This is a genomic window from Arthrobacter wenxiniae (genome assembly GCF_013376105.1).
GTDB lineage: Bacteria > Actinomycetota > Actinomycetes > Actinomycetales > Micrococcaceae > Specibacter > Specibacter wenxiniae.
Window position 1 is genome coordinate 57,503 of record NZ_JAAMFM010000001.1, and the last position, 19,238, is coordinate 76,740.

The window sequence follows — 19,238 nt, forward strand, 5'->3', positions numbered from 1 at the left end:
GCAGGATCGAAGAAGCGGCGCCCCGCGTCACAGGATAGCGTCATTGCATGACCATTTCACTGCAATACACCAACGTCACCGTCAACAACACGGACGAGGCCGTGGCCTTTTACCGCGACGGGCTGGGCCTGTCCGTCCTCAACGACGTGGCCTCGGGCGGCTTCCACTGGGTCACACTGGGCAGCGACGCCCAGCCCGGCCTGGGCATCGTCATCTCCGAACCGCACGCCGGCCGCTCCCAGGCCGACGGCGATGCCCTCCAGGAACTGCTCACCAAGGGCGTGCTGCCCATGCTCGTGTTCCAGACCGACGACCTCGACGGCACGTTCGAGCAGGCCCGGGCGTTTGGCGCGGAGGTGCTGCAGGAACCCATCGAACAGCCGTGGGGCCCGCGCGACTGCGCCTTCCGCGACCCCTCCGGCAACACGGTCCGCATCTCGCAGGCCTGACCTCCGCAGGAAATGCGCCCGTCCCCCGAAAATGCGCCAGCTCCACGGGGCGCATATTTGGGGACCGGGCGCGCAAACTGCCCGCACGCATCGACAAACCGATGTTGCCCCTTCCGAGGGGTTATCCACAGTCCAGCCGGGCCCCACTTACATGGTCCCCCGGTCTCTGGAACGCTTGGATGCATGAGCACGCCACGGTTGATACTCCCCTCCGATGTGGAGCTTGCCGGCCAGGACTCACGGCTCCTCGCCCGGCTGTGCAACATCGGGCGTTATGTTCGTGTCCGCCGCGGCGTCTATGCGGAGGCTTCTGAATGGCATCCACTCGATGAGTCCTCGCAGTACGGGCTTCGTGCAATTGCGTTCCAGCTGGCCACCAGGCACCAGCCGGTCTTCTGCCGGAACACGGCCGCGCTTCTGTGGGGCTTGTGGACCATCGGCACTCCGCAAAAGCTGCACGTCCTGACGGAGGAGAGGGGCGGCGGCCGCAGCCGTGGTGACATCGCCCGGCATTTTGGGCGTATCAACGACGGGGTGGTGCGTTGCGGCCCACTTCTCCTGACGGACAAGCTCACCACCACCATGGAATTGATCACCCGGCTGACATTTGAACGGGCCGTGGCCGTGTGTGATTCCAGCCTGCACACGGCCGCGTATCCCCGGCCGGTCAACGTCTTCACTCCCATGGGTTTCCCCGCATCCAACCATGAGCCCGTGTGGCGCGTCGATGAACCGCAGGGTGCGCCCCTGTCCAAGCCGGACCTGCTGCATGCGGCCGAGTTCCTTCCGTCAAAGTCGGCCCGAAACAGGGCCGTGGCCGTCATTGAGTTCGCGTCGGGACTGTCCGGTTCTGCCGGCGAATCCCTCAGCCGGGTCCGAATGAGGCAGCTGGGTTTCGCCGCCCCGGAACTGCAACACCGCTTCGTTCTCCGCGATGGCAGCAACGCATTCGTTGACTTTTGGTTCGAGATGCAGCGCGAGGCTGGCGAGTTCGACGGCCGCGGCAAGTACCTGCGCAAGGACTGGGCGGGCGGAAAGTCGCTTCAGGACCGGATCATGGCCGAGAAGAACCGTGAGGACCAGATCCGCGCCCAGAACGTGGGCGTCTTTCGATGGACATGGCAGGAAATGATGGATCTTCGGGGCTTTGAACAGCTGCTCCTCCAAGCCGGGATCCCGCAAAGGTAGTCCCTGGCAAGAAATGCGCCCGTCCCCCATAAATGCGCCCGGTGGAAGGGGCGCATTTATGGGGGACGGGCGCGGGCCTCGACGGGCTCGACTGCCGAACCGGCTAGATCAGCCCGTCCGAGAGGTGGTTCGGCGTCCCGAAGCGGTGCGCCGTGATGCTGACGGCCTGCTCGTGCAGGAATGGCAGCATCTCAACGCGTCCTGCCTCGGTGACCGCGCCGTGGTAGATCGCCAGGTCGGGGCGGCCGCCGGTGGCTTCATGCACGGCCGTCGGATCCCCGCCGATCAGGCGGATGCGCCCGGCACCGAAGCGGCGCGCGGTGGCGAGCCAGTCGGCGTCGTTCTCCACCGTGACACGGATGCGCAGGCTCACCAGCAGCGCCTTGACGGCGTTGGGAAGGTCGACGCCGGAGGAGACCTCCGGGGTGGCCCCGGCCAGGATGCCTGCCGCCAGCACGCGCAGCAGCTTGGCCACCGGCTCGCCCTCGGCCAGGCGGACGAGCGGGTTCAGCGGCAGGTAGCGGAACACGTTGCGCTCCGCGGACAGTCCGGACACGTCCTTGGCGGTGCCGAACTCGGCAGCCCAGGCCGCGGCGTCGCTGTGCAGCGAGCGGGTCAGGAAGGCCTGCTCGTCGGCGCTCAGGGACGACGCGGCCGTGAGCAGCTTGCGCGCCGTGTCGCCCAGCGGCGCCGTGGCCGTGGACGGGGCGGGAACCCAGTTGCCCAGGCCCACCAGATAGTTGGGGCCGCCTGCCTTGGTGCCGGCCCCCACGGCCGACTTCTTCCAGCCGCCGAACGGCTGGCGCTGGACGATGGCGCCGGTGATGCCGCGGTTCACGTACAGGTTGCCGGCCTGGACGGTGTCCAGCCACAGCCCGATCTCCGCCGGGTCCAGCGAGTGCAGCCCGCTGGTCAGTCCGTAGTCGATCTTGTTGACCATGGCGATGGCGTCCTCAAGGGTCTCCGCCGCCATGACGCCCAGGACGGGGCCAAAGTATTCGGTCAGGTGGAATTCGGAACCGTCCGCAACGCCGGTGCGCACGCCCGGGGACCACAGCCGGCCGGTGGCGTCGAGCTGCCTGGGCTCCAGGGCCCAGGATTCGCCGTCGTCCAGGGTGGTCAGCGCCTTGCGGAGCTTGCCGGCGGCCGGCTCGATGATCGGTCCCATCTGGCTGGTGGCGGTTTCCGGGTAGCCCACGAACATGCTGCGGGCGGCGTCGAGGAGCTGGTTGTGGAAGCGTGCGGACTTTGCCACGGAGCCGACCATGACGACCAGGGAGGCGGCGGAACACTTCTGCCCGGCGTGCCCAAAGGCGGACTGCACCACATCCTTGGCGGCCAGGTCCAGGTCGGCGCTGGGCGTGACAATGATGGCGTTCTTGCCGGACGTCTCGGCCAGCAGCGGCAGGTCCGTGCGGAAGCTGCGGAACAGCTCGGCCGTTTCATAGCCGCCCGTCAGGATCACCCGGTTCACGGCGGGGTGGGAGATGAGCGCCCGGCCGAGCTCGCGCTCCTCCAGCTGCACGAGCGCCAGCACCTCGCGGGGGACGCCGGCGTCCCAGAGCGCCTGCACCATGACGGAGCCGCTGCGGCGCGCCTGGGTTGCCGGCTTGATGACGACGGCGGATCCCGCGGCGAGGGCTGCGAGCGTGGACCCTGCCGGGATGGCGACCGGAAAGTTCCACGGCGGGGTGACGACGGTGAGTTTCGCGGGGACAAAGGTGGCGCCGTCGACCGTTTCCAGGTCCTTGGCCCGCTCGGCATAGTAGTGGGCGAAGTCAATGGCTTCGCTGACCTCGGGGTCGCCTTGGTCCAGGGTCTTGCCGGTCTCGGCGGCCATGACCTCCAGGAGCTCCGCGCGGCGGGATTCCAGGACCTCGCCGGCGCGGTGCAGCACAGCGGCACGCCCGGCGCCGCCCATGGCACCCCAGGCCCTTCCGGCCTCCAAGGCGGCGTCCACAATGCCGTTCAGCTGGTCCAGCCCGGAAACGCGGCTGGCGGCAACGAGGTCGTTGCCCAGCTCGGAGCCCGGGATGCGGGCCAGGATTTCCTTGCCCCAGGCGCGGTTGGCGGGCAGGGCCGGGTCGGTGTCCGGGGTGTTCGCGAACGCGTCGGTCGCTGCGGGGGCGGCCGGGGCGGAGCGGTCCTGGGTGCGGTTGGGGCCGGGGACCGAGGTGTCCAGCGCGGCCAGTGAGGCGAGGAAGCGGTTCTTCTCGCGCTCGAAGAGGGCCTCGTTCTCGGAGAGCTCAAAGACGGCGGACATGAAGTTGTCCTGGCTGGCGCCCTCCTCCAGGCGGCGGATCAGGTAGGCGATGGCGACGTCGAACTCGCCGGGGTGGACCACGGGCGTGTAGAGCAGCAGGGAGCCCACGTCGCGGCGCACGGCCTCGGCCTGGCCGGTGGCCATGCCGAGGAGCATCTCAAATTCCAGCTGGCCGGTGGTGGTGCTGATGCCGCGGTCCTTGGCGAGCAGCCAGGCGTGGGCCACGTCGAAGAGGTTGTGGCCGGCAACGCCGATGTGCACGTTCTCGATGTGCTCCGGGGTCAGCGCGTAGTTCACGATGCGCTTGTAGTTCGTGTCCGAGTCCTGCTTGGTGCCCCAGGTGGCCAGTGGCCAGCCATAGACGGAGGCCTGGACCTGCTCCATGGGCAGGTTGGCGCCCTTGACGATGCGCACCTTGACGGCGGCGCCGCCGTCGGCCCTTCGGGCGGCCGCCCACTCCTGCAGCTCGATCATGGCGCCGAGGGTGTCCGGGAGGTAGGCCTGGAGGACAATGCCGGCCTCGAGGTTCTTGAACTCCGGCTTGTCCAGGATGCGCTTGAACACGGCGATGGTCATGGTGAGGTCCTTGTACTCCTCCATGTCCAGGTTGATGAACTTTGGCTTCGGGAAGGAGTTGGCCAGCGCGTAGAGCGGGGTGAGCTCCTCCACCACGTGGTTGACGGCGTCGTCAAAGGCCCAGGCGGAATGGGGGGCCACGGTGGAGGACTCCTTGATGGAGACGTAGTCGACGTCGTCCCGGGCCAGCAGGCGCATGGTGCCCTCGAGCCGGCGGCCGGCCTCGTTTTCGCCCAGCACGGCCTCGCCGAGGAGGTTGAGGTTCAAGGCGACGCCGCCCTGGCGGATCTTGGCGATGGCCGGTCCCAGCTTGGCGTCCGTGGCATCCACGATCAAGTGCCCCACCATCTCGCGCAGCACCCGGCGCGCGATCGGGATGACCAGCTGCGGCAACACGGGCGCCATGACGCCGCCCAGGCGGACGGCACCTCGCATGTACCACGGCAGGAAGGCGGGCACCTTCGGCGCCAGCGCGGCCAGGTTCCGGCCGGCCACGGCGAGGTCCTCGGGGCGGATCACGCCGTCGACGAAGCCCACCGTGAAGTCGAGGCCGCCGGGGTCCTTCAGGACGCCGGCGAGGCGCTGGGCCGAGATGTCCGCGGGGAATTTTGCGGCCTCGGTGAGCCAGTGCCGGACCAGGGCGATGGTTTCGGCGGCGAGGTCGTTGCCGGGTGCCGGAATGGTGGCGGCGGTGGCCGCGCTGACGGTGCTTGTCATGGTGGCTGGTGCGTTCTTTTCTGCTGGTGCTTGGGCTGGGCCGGGCTCCGTCCCGCGCGTCCCCAGCGCCTCCGGGTGGTTCCCTTCAAGTCCAGTATGGGACTAATATTCAATAAGTAAAAGTGATGTTTTGTGATGAATATTAGTCAAATTCCCTTAACCCTCCGGAGGTCCCCGTGTTGGACGTCAAGCGCCTGCGCCTGCTGCGCGAATTGCACATCCGCGGCACCCTCGCCGACGTTGCCCTGGCCCTGCAATACAGCCCTTCCGCCGTGTCCCAGCAGCTGGCCCTGCTGGAGAAGGAGGCAGGCGTGAAACTGCTGCGGAAGGTGGGCCGGCGGGTCCAGCTGACACCGCAGGCGCAGATCCTCGTGGCCCACACCGCCGAAATCCTTGAGACGCTGGAACGGGCCGAGGCGGACATGTCCGCGTCCCTCACCACCGTCACGGGAACTGTAAAGCTGGCCGTGTTCCAGTCCGCCGCGCTGGCCCTGCTCCCGGAGATGCTGACCGCCATGGCGCAGGACTACCCGGACGTGCGGATCGAAATGACCCAGCGCGAGCCCGAAACCGCCCTGTACGAAACCTGGGCACGCGACTTTGACCTGGTGGTCGCGGAGCAATATCCGGGCCATGCCGCCCCCCGCCACCCCGAGCTGGACCGCGTCGTGCTGACCACCGACGCCATCCGCCTCGCTGTCCCGTCCCCCGGCGTCAGGGGCACCGTGTCCCATCTGCGCGGCGAGCCCGTTCTGCACATTGAGGACACGGCCGGGCTGCCGTGGGTCATGGAACCGCGTGGGGCGGCGTCACGGCACTGGGCCGAGCAGGCGTGCCGCCAGGCCGGATTTGAGCCGGACGTGCGCTTTGAAACGGCCGACCTCCAGGCCCAGGTGCGCCTCATTGAGTCCGGCAACGCCGTCGCGCTGATGCCCGACCTGATGTGGACCGGCCGCGACCCGGCCCTGACCCTCATTGAGCTGCCGGGGCGCCCCCGACGCACGGTGTTCACCGCGGCGCGGCGGGCCAGCCGCAGCCGCCCCGCCATCCTGGCATGCCGGGAAATCCTGGAACGGGCGGCGCATGGCATTTCCGGGGACCCGGCGGAGCTGCCATCTTAAGTACGACGCCGGCCGGCCGGGCCTAGCGCGCCAGTTCCCTGACGATGGGGCCCAGCAGGCTGCGCACTTGCGCCGGGTTCCTGCGGGCGGCCTCGCTCATGAGCGCCCGCGTGGGGCCGGTCCGGTGCAGCCAGAATCCTTCCACCGGCAGGATGCGCACGTTCAGGTTGAAGGGCGCGGACTTCCGCCGGCACCAGCGGCGGAATGAAGAACGGTGCCGTGGCGGGCAGTTTCAAGGCATCCCGGACATACAGGGCCACAGTGAGCGGCCATGACAAGTCCTCGCCCATCTGCCAGCTGGCAGGTTCCTTCCTGCCCCAGACGCTCCCAACCCGTTGCATGGCATCCCCACTCCCCTTGCCACAACCATCCGCCCAGCCTATGGCCGCCGTCGTGCTTTGGCCATGGCTCCTGACGGAACGGCCCGCCTCAGCAGCCATGACCAGCACCTCCCAGCCCGGCGTGGGACCATGGATCCATGACCGCCCCCGCCGCGCACCCCGGGCCACCGCTGGTCTGGGACGCCGGCGGCCCGTACAGCCTGCACCAGACGCTCGGCATCATCGGCCGGGGACCCGCCGACCGCACGGTGCGCCTCGCCCCCGGCGCCGCCTGGCTGGCCTTCAACACGCCGGGAGGTCCGGCTACGCTCGGCATCAGCCAGCGCGGCACCGAGCTGCACGCCCGCGCCTGGGGCCCTGGCGCCGGGCATGCACTGGCGGGCGCCCCGGCCCTCCTCGGCGCCCGCGACGACTGGTCCCGCTTTGATTCCCCGGAATTCCACGCCACCCTTCCCCGGCTCGCCCGGGAAGCACGACGCCGGAACCCTGCCCTGCGCCTGCCCGCGACCGGGCGCGTGGTTGACTCCCTGGTCCCCGCCATCCTGGAACAAAAGGTCACCTCGCAGGAAGCCCGCCGCGGCTATGCCACCCTCGTGCGAAAGTTCGGCTCCGCGGCGCCGGGCGCCGGCAGCCACCCGGACGTCCCGGCTGACCTGATGGTCGCGCCCACCCCGCGGCAATGGGCGAAAATCCCTTCGTGGGAGTGGCATGGGGCAGGTGTGGGACCACAGCGTTCGGCGGCGGTGCTGCGCGCGGTGGGTTCGGCGTCGGGCCTGGAACGGCTGGCAACGCTGGCGGCCCCGGAAGCCGCCGCGAAAATGCAAGGCATCCCGGGGATCGGTGCGTGGACCGCGGCCGAGGTCACCCAGCGCACCCACGGCGACGCCGACCAGGTCGCCGTGGGCGATTACCATCTGGCCGCCTTTGTGGGCTGGGCGCTGGCCGGGAGGCCCGTGGACGATTCCGGCATGCTGGAGCTTTTGGAACCGTGGTCAGGGCACCGGCAGCGCGTGGTGCGGATGCTGTACCTCAGCGGCTTCCGGAAACCCGCGTTCGGGCCGCGCATGACAATCCAGGACCATCGCGGGCACTGACGGCGCCGCCCGGGGCGTTCACACTGCGGAACGTCTTCCCATCCCAAAGCCCGCGTCCCCTAGGCTGAACCCATGAGCGACGTCATCAACCTCCAGGCCACCTTCATCCCCAACCAGGGCGAGTTCTTCCGTGTGAAGCTTGCGCTCGAGATCGCCATCGAGCAGGTCGTTGAGGAGGCCGGCTGCATCCAGTATGAGATCACGCAGGCGTCCGAGGAAAAGATCGTCCTGACCGAGCAGTGGGCGTCCGAGGAAGACCTTGACAAGCACAGCAAGGGCATTGCCGTGCAGGACCTCAACGAGTCACTGAGCGCGCTGCTGGCAGAGCCCGTGAAGCTGGAACGGTTTTAAACGCCGTTGGAGGCAATGGCCGATCCGGTCACGATCCCGAAGGAATTGAGAACGCTATTTGGCGCCCTCCGCCCCTTCGGCCTGCTGCTTCGCGACGGCGGAGTGGACCTCGGCCATGTCCAGGTCCTTGACGGCGGTGATGACCTTGTCCAGGTCCGTGCCGCTGAGCGCGCCGGGCTGGGCGAACACCAGCACCTTTTCGCGGAACGCCATCAGCGTGGGGATGGAGGTGATGTTGGCCTCGGCGGCGAGCTGCTGCTGCGCCTCGGTGTCGACCTTGCCGAACACGACGTCGTGGTGCTTATCCGAGGCAGCCTCATAAGTGGGCGCAAAGCGCACGCACGGCTGGCACCAGGAGGCCCAAAAGTCAACGAACACGATGTCGTTGCTTTCGATGGTGGTGCCGAACGATTCGGTGGTGATTTCAACTGTAGCCATGCCTCCCACGGTACGTGGCCGCGGGAAGGCATGGCTACTGGTTTCGCTCAGCGCGTGAGCGGGAATATCGGCGTCAAACGCCCCGAGGCTCATGGGCGGCGAGGTACTTCCGTCCGCCAAAGACCACCCCGGCGCTGACCAGCACCATGGCGGCAGCCACCAGGAAGGTGACGGATGCGGAGGAGTGCTCGGCAATTTTTGCAGCCGAGAACGGGGCCAGGGCGCCGCCCATCCAGCGGACAAAGTTGTAGCCGGCGCTCGCCACGGGACGCGGGGAATCGGAGACGGCCATGGCCATTTCGGTGAACAGCGTGTTGTTGATGCCCAGCAGCGCGCCGGAGACGACGGTCAGGACCACGATCACCGTCACCGAGTGCCCGGCGGCCAGCGCCAGCCCGGCCAGCACCACCATCAGGCACAGCAGCGAGCCGGTAAGCGACTTCACCGGGCCGAAGCGGCGCTGCACAATCGGGGCCACGAACACGGAGAACACGGCCACGGACACGCCCCAGCCAAAGAACACGGCACCGATGCCGTAGGCGTTGAAGCCCAGAATGAACGGCACAAACGCCAGGATGGTGAAGAAGCCGTAGTTGTAAAACAGGGCGCTCCCGGCCGTGGTGCGCAGGCCCTTGTGGCCCAACGCCACCAGCGGGTCCCGCAGCCTGGTCTTCACCGCGGGAACGGGGGTCTTCGGCAGCAGCACGACCACCAGGATGAAGGCGACCGCCATGGCCGTTGCGGTGCCGAAGAACGGCGCCCGCCACTGCCAGCCGCCCAGCAGCGCGCCCATGAGCGGTCCAAGCGAAAGGCCCAGGCCCAAGGCCGCCTCATAGAGGATGATGGCGGTCGCGGCGCCACCGGAAGCCACGCCCACCATCACGGCCAGCGAGGTCGCCACGAACAGGGCGTTGCCCAGCCCCCAGCCGGCTCGGAAACCGACCAGCGCATCGACCGTGTTGGACAGGCCGGAGAGGGCGGAAAAGACCACAATGACGGACAGGCCGATCAGCAGTGTCTTCTTGCCGCCGATGCGGGAGGAGACAAATCCGGTAATCAGCATGGAAATGGCCGTCACCAGGAAGTAGCTGGTGAACAGCAGCGACACCTGGCTCGGCGTGGCCTGCAGGTTCTTGGCGATGGCCGGCAGGATCGGGTCCACCAGGCCGATCCCCATGAACGCGAAGACGGCCGCAAAGGCGACGGCCCACACGGCCTTTGGCTGCTTGAGCATCGACCGCTTCTCGTCGACGAGGACGTCCTCGATTTCCTGGACAGCATTTTCTGCCGCATTGGCCTGCACGTTTACTCCTTCAAATGATCCAAATTGCATGTACGCGGGCGGCGGACCCACCCGCCGCAGTGGTCACGACTTCAGCGCCGCATTGAGCTTGCCTATTGCGGGAAGGGCGTTCTTCACTGCCCCGCGCTCTTCCTCCGAGAGGGTGGCAAGGGCCGCCGCGACGTCGGCGTTTCGCCGCTTGTTGGCTTGGGCGAGCGCCTTGCGCCCGTCCTCCGTCAACCTGACCAGCACCGCCCGGGCATCCGAGTCGTCGGGCGTCCGCTGGACCAGTCCCGCGGATTCGAGCTTGATGACCTGCTCGGTGGCGCTCGGCACCCGGATCCCGGCAAAGCGTGCCACGGCGCCGACCCGCAGCGGTTGGCTGGCGAGCATGTTCAAGGTGCTGACCTGGCTGGTGCTCAGCTCGCCTTCGGCGTCAATTGACCGCAGGAGGTAGACGGCCTGGCGGAGGATGTCACGATAGCGGCCGGCCAGTTCCTCAAGATCTTCGCTCATAGTTAGGTAGTCTAACAATGTGGGGCCTGGCAGTCAAAGCGCCAGCGCCTAGACTTGCCCCATGAAGTTGGCCACAAGGCGTCTGGTGCTGCGCGACTACGGGGCGTCGGATTTCGAGGCCGTCCATGCCTTTGCCTCCGATCCCCGAACCACCGCCTTTGTCGACTGGGGACCCAACGCGGAACAGGACACCCTCGACTTCCTCGAATTTTGCCGCAGGAAGGCCAGTGAGGTGCCGCGCACCAACCACACACTCGCCATCACCCGGGACGGCGAAGTCATCGGCTCCGCCGGCCTGACCATGAACGCCCGGGCCCGACGGGACAGGGCGCGGGAGGCGGAAATTGGCTACACGATCCGCCCGGACCAATGGGGGAACGGCTACGCCACGGAAGCGGCCGCGGCCCTGATCGACTTTGGATTTTCCCAATTGCACCTCTCGCGCATCACAGCCACCTGCCGCCCCGAGAACGTGGCGTCCGCAGGGGTCCTGCAAAAAGTGGGAATGGGGCAGGTGGGGCTGCTGAAGAACGACCGCCTCATCAGCGGCCGGTGGATGGACTCCCTGGTCTTCGCCATTGACGCAGTGAACCGCTCGCCGGATCCGGTCAGCGCAGACACATGGAGTTCACAGGCCATTAACCTGGTGCGTGCATTTTGAACATGTTGGCTGAGTAAAACTGGTGCAAGACAAGCCGCAACAAAATCACCCGCCGCCAGCCGCCAGGAGGAAATTTTGACCCGTCCCAGCCACCACCACCACCGCGGCGCCGACCACGCATCCCAGGGGCGCGCCGACAGTGAAGTCTGGCCTGCCCTGTCCAGGGACCAGCACGTTGCTCTCGTCAACGAACGCGGCTGGCGCCTCTCGGGCAAGGTTGAAACCTTGACCAACGACCGCCAATGCCTGTGGATCCAGCTCGACGCCGGCATGGGCCGCCAGCTCATCCACCACCAGGACGGCTTTGTGCTCGAACGCGACGAACCGGCGTAGCGCGGAGGCAAAGAATGCCTGCCCTGCCCCCGACGGGTTTGACCGGATTGGGCGCGGAAATTTGGAATTGCGCCTTACAGAATTTGGAATTGCGCCTTAAAGTCTGTCGGGAAGTGGGACATGCAAGGAGCGGCCCTGACGGTCCGGCCGCCGCCAAACAGGCCGCCGGGTCGGGCTAGACTTTCGACCTGCGGTATCCGCCCTGACGTGCCGCCGCTTCAGTGGCAAAGCAGATTTCCGGAGTGGTCCTGTTGTAGAACCGCTGGCCCTTCAGGTGGTAGATCCTGCTCGGCGCGTTGCCCTTGATGGGCGCCCAGGCCGGGCAGGTCCACTTGCTCGCCGGCCTGGACGACGTTGGTTTCGGCGCGGGGAGGACTTTGACGTACCTGGCCGCACTGGAGGACGCCTTCAACGCCGCTTGTCCGGGAATCCGCAGCGACCACTTTCCGGACACCGCTGCGGGAAAGGCCAGCCTGACGTATCCGCGGGCATTGCTGCGCACCGTCCGCGCCGCCTTGTTCGGGGCCGCCCCGTCGGGATCAAAATAGACGGTTGCGGTGACGGCCCCGGTATTCACCCAGCGGGCACCGGCAACCTTCTGCGCCTGCGCCGAGATGGTGACCGGTTTCCCCTTGACGACGCTGGCGGGACCGGCCGCGAACGTGGCCACGCGGCTGTTCGCCGTGGCGGCGGCGTGGACCGGTGCCGCCAGGGCCGGGGCAAGGACGGCCAGGGACGCGGCGGCGACAAGGATGAGGCGGCGCAGGGCGGACCGGTGTTTGTGCAGTGACTTGTTCAAGTTCTCCCCCAAGGAGCCGGCCGTCAAGACGGCAGATGACGTTGACGTCTCATGCTATCTGCCGGCTACTCCTCCAGGCCGATCATCGAGACAAACTCGCGGGCGTCGTCTCCGGAAATGTCCGCATGGTCGCGCAGGAGGCCGGCAGCGCCGTCGAGGTCACCGGAAAGCGCAAGGGAACGGATGCGCCCGAAAACCTCTTCATTGAGCCGCGTGCTGGCCACCTCGCGGACCTCCTCGCCCCGCGAGACGATGGCGCGGTAGCGGTAGGCGCCCGCGGCCGGACCTGGCTCCGCAGGCTTCGCCTCGGCGGGCTTGGGCACGGCAGGCTTGGGCACGGCAGGCTTGGGCACGGCCTCGAGGATGTCCTCGACCAACAGCGGCGCCTCCGCGGCGACAGGGTCCGGCAGCGGCTGCGGGAACTCGGCAAGTGCCGCCACCGCGGCCGCGGACTGGCCCAGGCTGGAGTTGGTGGCCTTCCGGTAGGCTTTCACGGCGTCGAGCACCTGCTGGCGTGCAATGAGGGAATAGACGGCACGGTGCGCTTCCGGCGACAATTTGGCGCTGGCCTCCACCGCCATCTCGCGCGTTGCCCGTGGCCGGCGTTGCGCCGGGGCCGCCGTTCGCGGCCCCGGTCCCTGGGCATCCTGCATGGCCCGGCCCCTGCGCCCCATGACTCGTGCGCCCACGATCACGGCAATGACGATGACCAGCACAATGACCAGCGGCACGAGATATTCCATGCCTTAACTGTAGTTCCCCCGCCCTGCGCGTGGACCCCCATTAACGGCGGAAGCCCGGAACCCCGCTGTGCGGCGCTCCGGGCTTCCGGGACTGGTGGCAGATACTGGATTCGAACCAGTGAAGGCGTTGCCAGCTGATTTACAGTCAGCCCCCTTTGGCCACTCGGGTAATCTGCCATGGCCTGCCAAGCGTGATCATTCCCGCCCGACAATCACCCCCATCAAGTGGGAGCAGTAAAACAATACAAGGTATTTGGCCAAGAATCGAATCGGGAGTTTTCCGTGGCCGGCACTGCCGGAGATCAGGCCTGGGTGCCTGCCTGGATGCGCCGGACCAGCTGTTTCTCCAGGAACGCGGCCTGTTCGGGCGTCACCTGATTCAAGGCCACGGCGCGGGCAATGTCCTCGTGCACGCCGGCGATCCGCGACGACGCCGAGTTGACCGGCGACGCGAGGATGGCCGCAGGATCCTGGCTGATGACCGGGGCGGCGAGGACCGTCACGGCCGCCAGGGTTGCCGCCGCCATCGCCGTTCCCACCGTCGCCTTCACACCGGGCCGGGGCCTGGCCACGGCCGCGTTGCAGTCCACGGGCGGCACAGCGGATGGTGCGGCAGGAGCGGGGCCGGGATCCGGCGTCGGGCCTTGGGCTTGTCTCATCAGTCCTCCTGAAATGGCGTCTGTCACTGGGTACAACGATGCCGGTCCCAAATGTGCTCCCGCCCCGCGTCCGCTTGGAGCGAACTGTGAACGCCACCCGACCATGCCGCGGGCGCTAGGCTTGTCATCAAATCAACCGGAACGCCCGTCGCTTATTTATGCAGGAGGAACCATGGCTAGTGAGTCAACGTTTGACGTCGTCAGCAAGGTCGACAAGCAGGAGGTCGCCAACGCGCTGAACCAGGCCCAGAAGGAAGTGGCCCAGCGCTACGACTTCAAGGGCGTGGGCGCGGAGATCGACTTCAGCGGCGAGAAGATCCTGCTCAAGGCCAACTCCGAGGAGCGCGTCATGGCCGTCATGGACGTCTTCGAATCGAAACTGATCAAGCGCGGCATTTCGCTGAAGTCGCTCGACGCGGGAGAGCCGTACGCCTCCGGCAAGGAATACCGCCTGGAGGCCTCCATCAAGGAAGGTATCGCCCAGGACGTGGCCAAGAAGATCAACAAGCTCATCCGCGACGAGGGGCCCAAGGGCGTGAAGTCCACCATCCAGGGCGACGAACTGCGTGTGAGCTCCAAGAGCCGCGACGACCTGCAGGCCGTCATGGCGCTGCTGCGCAAGTTTGAGGACGCGGACCTGCAGTTCGTCAACATGCGCTGACCTCCCGCGCGGCACTTTTGAAGTGCACCTGCGTGCTGGGAATCCTGTGGTGAACGCCGGGTGAATTCCCAGCCTGCAAGTGCCCTGCCGTACTTGTGGGGCGGTCCGGGCGGGCATAGGCTCGTGGTTTAGCTGATCGACCCGTTCACTTTTGCAAGGAGCAGCCATGACTGAAATCCCCGCGGGAGCACCGTGCTGGATCGACTTGATGACCTCGGACCCGGCCAAGGCCAAGGAGTTCTACACGGCCCTGTTCGGCTGGACCTACGAGGTGGGCGACGTCGAAAAGTACGGCGGCTACATCATGGCCTTCAAGGATGGAAAGTCCGTGGCCGGGCTGATGCAAAGCAACCAGGACGACGCCGGGTACCCGGACATGTGGTCCACCTACCTCCGCGTCGAGGACATTGACGCGACCGTTGCCGCGGCCACCACGGCCGGCGGCGTCACCTACATGGCGCCCATGGACGTCCCCGAGCAGGGCAGGATGGCCATGCTGGGCGATCCCGGCGGCGCATCCGTGGGCGTGTGGGAATTTGGCGGACACACCGGTTTCCAGGCCCACGCCGTCGACGGCGCGGCGAGCTGGCACGAGCTCTGGACCAAGGACTACCCGGCCGCCCTCAGGTTCTACCAGGACGTCTTCGGCTGGAAGACCGCCGTCATGAGCGACACCGCGGAATTCAAGTACTCCACGGTGGGCGAGGGCCAGGACGCCGTGGCCGGCGTCCTGGACGCCACCAACGACCTCCCCGCACACCTCCCCGCCACGTGGCAGGTCTACTTTCAGGTGGCGGACGCCGATGCCTCCGTGGCGACGGCCCTCGCCCTGGGCGCCACCGTGATCCAGGCCGCCGAGGACACGCCGTTTGGCCGCCTGGCGGGGCTGACCGACCCCACCGGGGCCATGTTCAAGATCATCCAGCCGCCGGTCCGGTAGGCCGCCGCCTTCAGGCCGCCGCAGCCTTCAGGCACCGGGCTCGACGAGCCCGGTGTCGTAGGCCAGCACCACCATCTGCACGCGGTCCCGCAACTCCAGCTTGGCCAGGATCTTGCTCACGTGCGTCTTCACCGTCTGCTGGGCGATGAAAAGTTGCGCCGCAATTTCATGGTTGGCCAGCCCGCGGCCCACCAGCGTCATGACTTCCAGCTCGCGCTCGGTCAGCCCGTCGAGGCGGTCCCTGGACAGTTCGGCGCGGGGGTTGGACTGCGCAAACTGTTCAATCAGCCGTCTGGTCACGGACGGCGCCAGCAGGGCCTCCCCGCCGGCCACGATCCGCACCGCCGCCACCAGCTCGTCGGCAAGCGCGTCCTTCAAGAGGAAGCCGCTGGCGCCCATGCGCAGGGCGTCATAAACGTAGTCGTCCACGTCAAAGGTGGTCAGCATCAGCACGTGGACGGACGTCCGGGGACCGTCGCAGCCGGCCTGCGCCAGGATGCGCCGCGCGGCTTCCAGCCCGTCCATCACGGGCATGCGCACATCCATGAGCACCACGTCCGGGCGGCATGCCGCGGCCAGGTCGACGGCCACGGCACCGTTCTCCGCCTGCCCCACCACCTCAATGTCCGCCTGCGCGCCGAGCAGCGCGGCAAATCCCTCCCGGACCATTGCCTGGTCATCCACCACCAACACCCGGATGGCCATCAGGCTCCCTTCCCTTCCCGAGTCCTGCCGCTGCCTGCCTTGCCCACGCTGATCAGCGGCAGCGAGGCCACCACGGAGAAGCCGCCTTCCGGCGTCGGCATGCATATGACCGAGCCTCCCACAATGGTGGCGCGCTCCCGCATGCCGATCAAACCCTGGCCCACATGGGAACCGCGGTCCAGCTGGGCCATGACGGCGCCAACGGCCGACGGCGAATTGACCACCGACACTTCCAGCCGGCCCCCCGCCGTGGTGAAGCGGATCTCCACGGACGCCCCCGGGGCGTGGCGGACCACGTTGCTCAGCGCCTCCTGGACAATCCGGTAGGCCGTCAGGGCAATGACCTCGCCCACCGCGTCGAGGTCGACACCGGAAAGCGCGGGGTCGCGGACCCTCACCCCCGCCGTGCGGGCCGAAGCCAGAAGCCCCGCAAGGTCCGCGAAGCCGGGCTGCGGGGCGGTCGCGCGGCCCGCCCCGGAATCGCGCAGCGAGCCAAGCATGCTGCGCATTTCCGTCATCGCGCGGCGCGAGTTGTCGGCGATGTCCTCAAATTCCTGCTTGAGCTCGTCGCTGAGCCCGGCGTGCCGGTACGCGGCCGTGGTCGCCTGGACCACCACCACTGACATTCCATGGGCCACCACGTCGTGCAGTTCGCGGGCAATGCGCGTGCGTTCCTCGGCCAGCCGCCGGCGGGACTGTTCCTCAGCACTGACACTGCGTTCAGCGGCAAGTTCCTCCCGGAGGTGCTGCCATTGCTGGGCCACGACGGAGGCCACCATCAGCCCGCCGGACACGGCCGCAAAGACCACCACGTTGATTTGGGCGCCCTGGGTCTGCCCGTTCGGCATGGTCAGGTAGTTGTCCATGACCCCCACGCCCACGCTCAGCAGCCACCCCGCGGCCGGCACCATCCAGTGGCTCCGCAGCCCGGCCACGCAAATCACCAGGACCTGCGTCACCATGGCCACCACGCTGAACGGCAGGGGGGCCGCCCCCTCCGGGATGGACACCAGCGGCATGACCACCATGGGAACCAGGGAGACCAGCATGCCGGCCACGGGCCGCGCCGCCGTCAGCCCGAGGGACGCCGCATGCAGGATCGCCATGCCCAGCCCAAAGGGCAGCACCATGTGGTACAGGGTCATGTTCAGCGGAGCCCCGACGGCAAGCAGGGCAATGCACACGGCGGCCGTGCCCAGCCACACCCAGCTGGTCCGCTTCAAGTCCCACAGCTTGGCGGTGCTGAACGCGCCCTGGCCGCCAGCGGCCAGCCCGGCCGTCCCCGCGGTCGCGCCCCTAGTCTTGGGCATGGCCGGTGCGGGGCGCGTCCGCGTCCAGGTCTGCCGTCGGGCCGTCAAAGTCGGTGCCGCCCACGCCGCCGGCGGGGGCGCCTTGCCAGTCGGTGACCGTCCAGCCGCCGGGGGCATTCCCGGTGCCCGGCTCGCCGTCAAGGGTGACAATCCCGGTGTTGGAGAGCTCGTGGTACTTCGGGTCCGACCAGTCGATGTTGGTGCCACGGTGCCCTGCCCAGAAGCGGATCATGGCGCCGTGGCTGATCATGGCGACGGCTCCCCTGCCGTCGCCGGCGGCAGCCTCCGCCACCACGGCGTCAAAGCGTTCAAGCACCTCCGCCCCGGTGTCGGCCCCGGGCATCCTGACGGACAGGTCGCCGCCCAGCCAGGCCTTGACTGTTTCCAGGTACGCCGTGATGGAGTCGGGGTCGCCCCTCATTTCCAGGGAGCCGGCGCTGATCTCGCGGATGCCCGGGCGGACCACCGCGTCCAGGGCACGGTCCGCTGCGAGCGGCGCCGCCGTCAGGGTGGTGCGTGTCAGGTTGGAGACGTAAAGCCGGCTGATCACCTGCCCGCTAAGGGCGCCGGGCACGGCGGCCGCCTGCTGCTTGCCCACGGCCGTCAGCCCGGGGCCGGGAATGGCCGTGTCCAGCAGGGAGCGGACATTGTTGGGGGTCTGGCCGTGCCGAATCAGGATCAATCGCATATTCCCATTCTGTCCTACCTGGCTGGACCCCCGCTGCGTTGCGGCGGTCCGCCGGACATGCCGGTCCCGGGCCTGTGCAGATCCCGGCCGTGCCACTGGCTGTCCCGGGCATGGAAAAGACAGCACCTGTGGGTGTGCCGGATCCGTGAGGAAGGGGCCCACCCGCGAGAAAGGTGGGTCTTCGCACCTGTCTCACGGGTTGGCCCCTTCCTCATCAAATAGGGACCTTCACCGTTACGGGCCGGCCCCTTCCTCGCAGCTTGGCCCCGTCCTCAATCGGTAAATGTCCGCACTCACCACGCCGTGGCGCTCGGCTTCGGGTTGCGGGGGAAGGAGAGGCGCCCACGCCAGGCCGGCCAGCCCAAGAGTCGCGGGCTCTCCGCCACCAAGGCAGCAAAATGGTGACCGCTTCCTGCCCATCGGCCGCCCCGGCCGGGCCGCAAGCACAACCGCCTCCGCCTGATATTGCCTAGCCCAGGGGGCGGCCGGCCATCCTTTCGAGCCGGGCGATGCGGTCGGCCATGGGCGGGTGGGTGGAGAACAGCCTGCGGGCACCGCCGTTTCGGAAGGGGTTCGCGATCATCAGGTGGCTGGCGTTGACAAGGTTCTGCTCCTCGGGCAGCGGGGCCTGCTGGATGCCGGATTCGAGCTTGTGGAGCGCGGAGGCGAGGGCCAGCGGGTCGTCGGTCAGCTTCGAGCCGTCCTCGTCTGCGTCGTATTCCCGGGTGCGGCTGATGGCCAGCTGGATCATGGAGGCGGCCATGGGGGCCAGCAGGGCCATGGCAATCATGGCGATCGGGTTCGCATTGCGGCGGTCGCCACCACCGAAGAACAGCATCATCTGCGCCACCGAGGTGATGACTCCGGCCACGGCCGCCGCCACGGAGGAGGTGAGGATGTCACGGTTGTACACGTGCATGAGTTCGTGTCCCAGCACGCCGCGCAGCTCCCGCTCGTCCAGCAGGTTCAGGATGCCCTCGGTGCAGCAGACGGCGGCATTCTTGGGGTTGCGCCCCGTGGCGAAGGCGTTCGGTGCCTGCGTGGGCGAGACGAAAATGGCGGGCATGGGCTGGTTGGCCTTGACTGACAGTTCGCGCACAATGCGGTAGATGCCCGGCGCCTGTTCCTCCGTGACCGGGTAGGCCTGCATGGAGCGGATGGCGATCTTGCCGCTGTTCCAGTAGCCGTAGGCGGTGGTGCCGACGCCGATCAGGGCAAAGATCCACAGCGGAGCCGCACTGCCGGTCCCGCCGGCCACCAACGCACCAATGCCGAGCAGGACCGCCCAGAGCACGCCGAAGAGTGCAGTGGTCTTCAGTCCGTTGAAATGGCTGTGCACGTGCCTTTCCTTCCCTCGCAGTCCATTAATCGTGCAATTCCTCATCGTGCTATTCCTTCTTCAC

21 protein-coding genes and 1 tRNA gene are annotated in these 19,238 nt (G+C 67.7%); 9 read left to right on the forward strand and 13 right to left on the reverse strand.

Translation table 11 applies throughout. The features are described 5' to 3' along the window. The first annotated feature begins 47 nt into the window (after nt 1-47). Nucleotides 48-449 carry a VOC family protein gene (locus tag G6034_RS00285; protein ID WP_176633102.1) on the forward strand — a complete coding sequence of 134 codons (402 nt, stop codon included), beginning with the start codon at nt 48-50 and terminating at the stop codon, nt 447-449. A 183-nt stretch (nt 450-632) separates the two neighbouring features. Next, nucleotides 633-1,637 (forward strand): type IV toxin-antitoxin system AbiEi family antitoxin domain-containing protein, encoded by a 1,005-nt coding sequence (locus G6034_RS00290; protein WP_176633103.1) that lies wholly within the window; start codon nt 633-635, stop codon nt 1,635-1,637. Between the two features lie 103 nt (nt 1,638-1,740). Here G6034_RS00290 and G6034_RS00295 read toward each other — a convergent pair whose 3' ends face one another. Continuing rightward, nucleotides 1,741-5,193: a bifunctional proline dehydrogenase/L-glutamate gamma-semialdehyde dehydrogenase gene (locus G6034_RS00295; protein WP_176633104.1), complete on the reverse strand. Its 3,453-nt coding sequence runs from the start codon at nt 5,191-5,193 to the stop codon at nt 1,741-1,743. A 176-nt stretch (nt 5,194-5,369) separates the two neighbouring features. On the opposite strand from G6034_RS00295, the gene G6034_RS00300 reads away from it, so the two are divergent. Beyond that, the gene (locus tag G6034_RS00300; protein ID WP_176633105.1) at nt 5,370-6,314 is read left to right on the forward strand and encodes a LysR substrate-binding domain-containing protein; all 945 of its coding nucleotides are present in this window, start codon (nt 5,370-5,372) and stop codon (nt 6,312-6,314) included. A 22-nt stretch (nt 6,315-6,336) separates the two neighbouring features. Here G6034_RS00300 and G6034_RS00305 read toward each other — a convergent pair whose 3' ends face one another. Beyond that, entirely contained in the window at nt 6,337-6,474 is a 138-nt protein-coding gene (locus tag G6034_RS00305) for a hypothetical protein (RefSeq protein WP_176633106.1), read from the reverse strand. A gap of 318 nt (nt 6,475-6,792) precedes the next feature. Between G6034_RS00305 and G6034_RS00310 the strand changes: the two genes are divergently transcribed. Together G6034_RS00310 and G6034_RS00315 are read left to right on the forward strand one after the other, a co-directional pair. Further along, complete coding sequence (locus G6034_RS00310) at nt 6,793-7,749, forward strand: DNA-3-methyladenine glycosylase family protein (protein WP_176633107.1); 957 nt, start codon at nt 6,793-6,795, stop codon at nt 7,747-7,749. A 72-nt stretch (nt 7,750-7,821) separates the two neighbouring features. Continuing rightward, on the forward strand, nt 7,822-8,100 hold the full coding sequence (locus G6034_RS00315; protein ID WP_176633108.1) for a putative quinol monooxygenase: 279 nt from the start codon (nt 7,822-7,824) through the stop codon (nt 8,098-8,100). A 54-nt stretch (nt 8,101-8,154) separates the two neighbouring features. Here G6034_RS00315 and G6034_RS00320 read toward each other — a convergent pair whose 3' ends face one another. From G6034_RS00320 to G6034_RS00330, 3 genes are all read right to left on the reverse strand, one after another. Beyond that, nucleotides 8,155-8,538, reverse strand: a complete 384-nt coding sequence (locus tag G6034_RS00320; protein WP_176633109.1) for a thioredoxin family protein — start codon at nt 8,536-8,538, stop codon at nt 8,155-8,157. 73 nt (nt 8,539-8,611) lie between these two features. Beyond that, entirely contained in the window at nt 8,612-9,841 is a 1,230-nt protein-coding gene (locus G6034_RS00325) for an MFS transporter (protein ID WP_425485428.1), read from the reverse strand. Between the two features lie 63 nt (nt 9,842-9,904). Then, entirely contained in the window at nt 9,905-10,336 is a 432-nt protein-coding gene (locus G6034_RS00330; protein WP_176633111.1) for a MarR family winged helix-turn-helix transcriptional regulator, read from the reverse strand. Between the two features lie 61 nt (nt 10,337-10,397). Between G6034_RS00330 and G6034_RS00335 the strand changes: the two genes are divergently transcribed. Further along, the gene (locus tag G6034_RS00335; protein WP_176633112.1) at nt 10,398-10,997 is read left to right on the forward strand and encodes a GNAT family N-acetyltransferase; all 600 of its coding nucleotides are present in this window, start codon (nt 10,398-10,400) and stop codon (nt 10,995-10,997) included. A 75-nt stretch (nt 10,998-11,072) separates the two neighbouring features. Continuing rightward, a complete protein-coding gene (locus G6034_RS00340) occupies nt 11,073-11,330 on the forward strand; it encodes a hypothetical protein (protein ID WP_176633056.1) in 258 nt (85 codons plus the stop codon). A 175-nt stretch (nt 11,331-11,505) separates the two neighbouring features. On the opposite strand, the gene G6034_RS00345 is transcribed toward G6034_RS00340, so the two are convergent. From G6034_RS00345 to G6034_RS19630, 4 genes are all read right to left on the reverse strand, one after another. Next, nucleotides 11,506-12,129 (reverse strand): sunset domain-containing protein, encoded by a 624-nt coding sequence (locus G6034_RS00345; protein WP_176633113.1) that lies wholly within the window; start codon nt 12,127-12,129, stop codon nt 11,506-11,508. Nucleotides 12,130-12,194: 65 nt separating this feature from the next. Beyond that, nucleotides 12,195-12,872: a hypothetical protein gene (locus tag G6034_RS00350; RefSeq protein WP_176633114.1), complete on the reverse strand. Its 678-nt coding sequence runs from the start codon at nt 12,870-12,872 to the stop codon at nt 12,195-12,197. A gap of 92 nt (nt 12,873-12,964) precedes the next feature. Beyond that, a tRNA-Tyr gene (locus G6034_RS00355) sits at nt 12,965-13,049 on the reverse strand. Nucleotides 13,050-13,174: 125 nt separating this feature from the next. Further along, on the reverse strand, nt 13,175-13,531 hold the full coding sequence (locus tag G6034_RS19630; RefSeq protein ID WP_246295181.1) for a hypothetical protein: 357 nt from the start codon (nt 13,529-13,531) through the stop codon (nt 13,175-13,177). 172 nt (nt 13,532-13,703) lie between these two features. Here G6034_RS19630 and G6034_RS00365 point away from each other — a divergent pair, with 172 nt between their 5' ends. Both G6034_RS00365 and G6034_RS00370 read left to right on the forward strand, forming a co-directional pair. Beyond that, nucleotides 13,704-14,192 (forward strand): YajQ family cyclic di-GMP-binding protein, encoded by a 489-nt coding sequence (locus G6034_RS00365; protein WP_176633115.1) that lies wholly within the window; start codon nt 13,704-13,706, stop codon nt 14,190-14,192. 166 nt (nt 14,193-14,358) lie between these two features. After that, nucleotides 14,359-15,132, forward strand: a complete 774-nt coding sequence (locus tag G6034_RS00370; RefSeq protein WP_176633116.1) for a VOC family protein — start codon at nt 14,359-14,361, stop codon at nt 15,130-15,132. Between the two features lie 27 nt (nt 15,133-15,159). Here the strand turns inward: G6034_RS00370 and G6034_RS00375 are convergent, their stop codons facing one another. From G6034_RS00375 to htpX, 4 genes are all read right to left on the reverse strand, one after another. Next, nucleotides 15,160-15,837, reverse strand: a complete 678-nt coding sequence (locus G6034_RS00375) for a response regulator (RefSeq protein ID WP_176633117.1) — start codon at nt 15,835-15,837, stop codon at nt 15,160-15,162. Beyond that, nucleotides 15,837-17,147 carry a histidine kinase gene (locus tag G6034_RS00380; protein ID WP_176633118.1) on the reverse strand — a complete coding sequence of 437 codons (1,311 nt, stop codon included), beginning with the start codon at nt 17,145-17,147 and terminating at the stop codon, nt 15,837-15,839. The genes G6034_RS00375 and G6034_RS00380 overlap by 1 nt, the downstream gene beginning before the upstream one ends. Further along, nucleotides 17,134-17,835, reverse strand: coding sequence for a histidine phosphatase family protein (locus G6034_RS00385; protein ID WP_176633119.1), 702 nt, complete (start codon nt 17,833-17,835; stop codon nt 17,134-17,136). The genes G6034_RS00380 and G6034_RS00385 overlap by 14 nt, the downstream gene beginning before the upstream one ends. Before the next feature lie 469 nt (nt 17,836-18,304). Then, entirely contained in the window at nt 18,305-19,174 is an 870-nt protein-coding gene (gene htpX / locus G6034_RS00390; RefSeq protein WP_176633120.1) for a zinc metalloprotease HtpX, read from the reverse strand. Nucleotides 19,175-19,238: the final 64 nt, after the last annotated feature.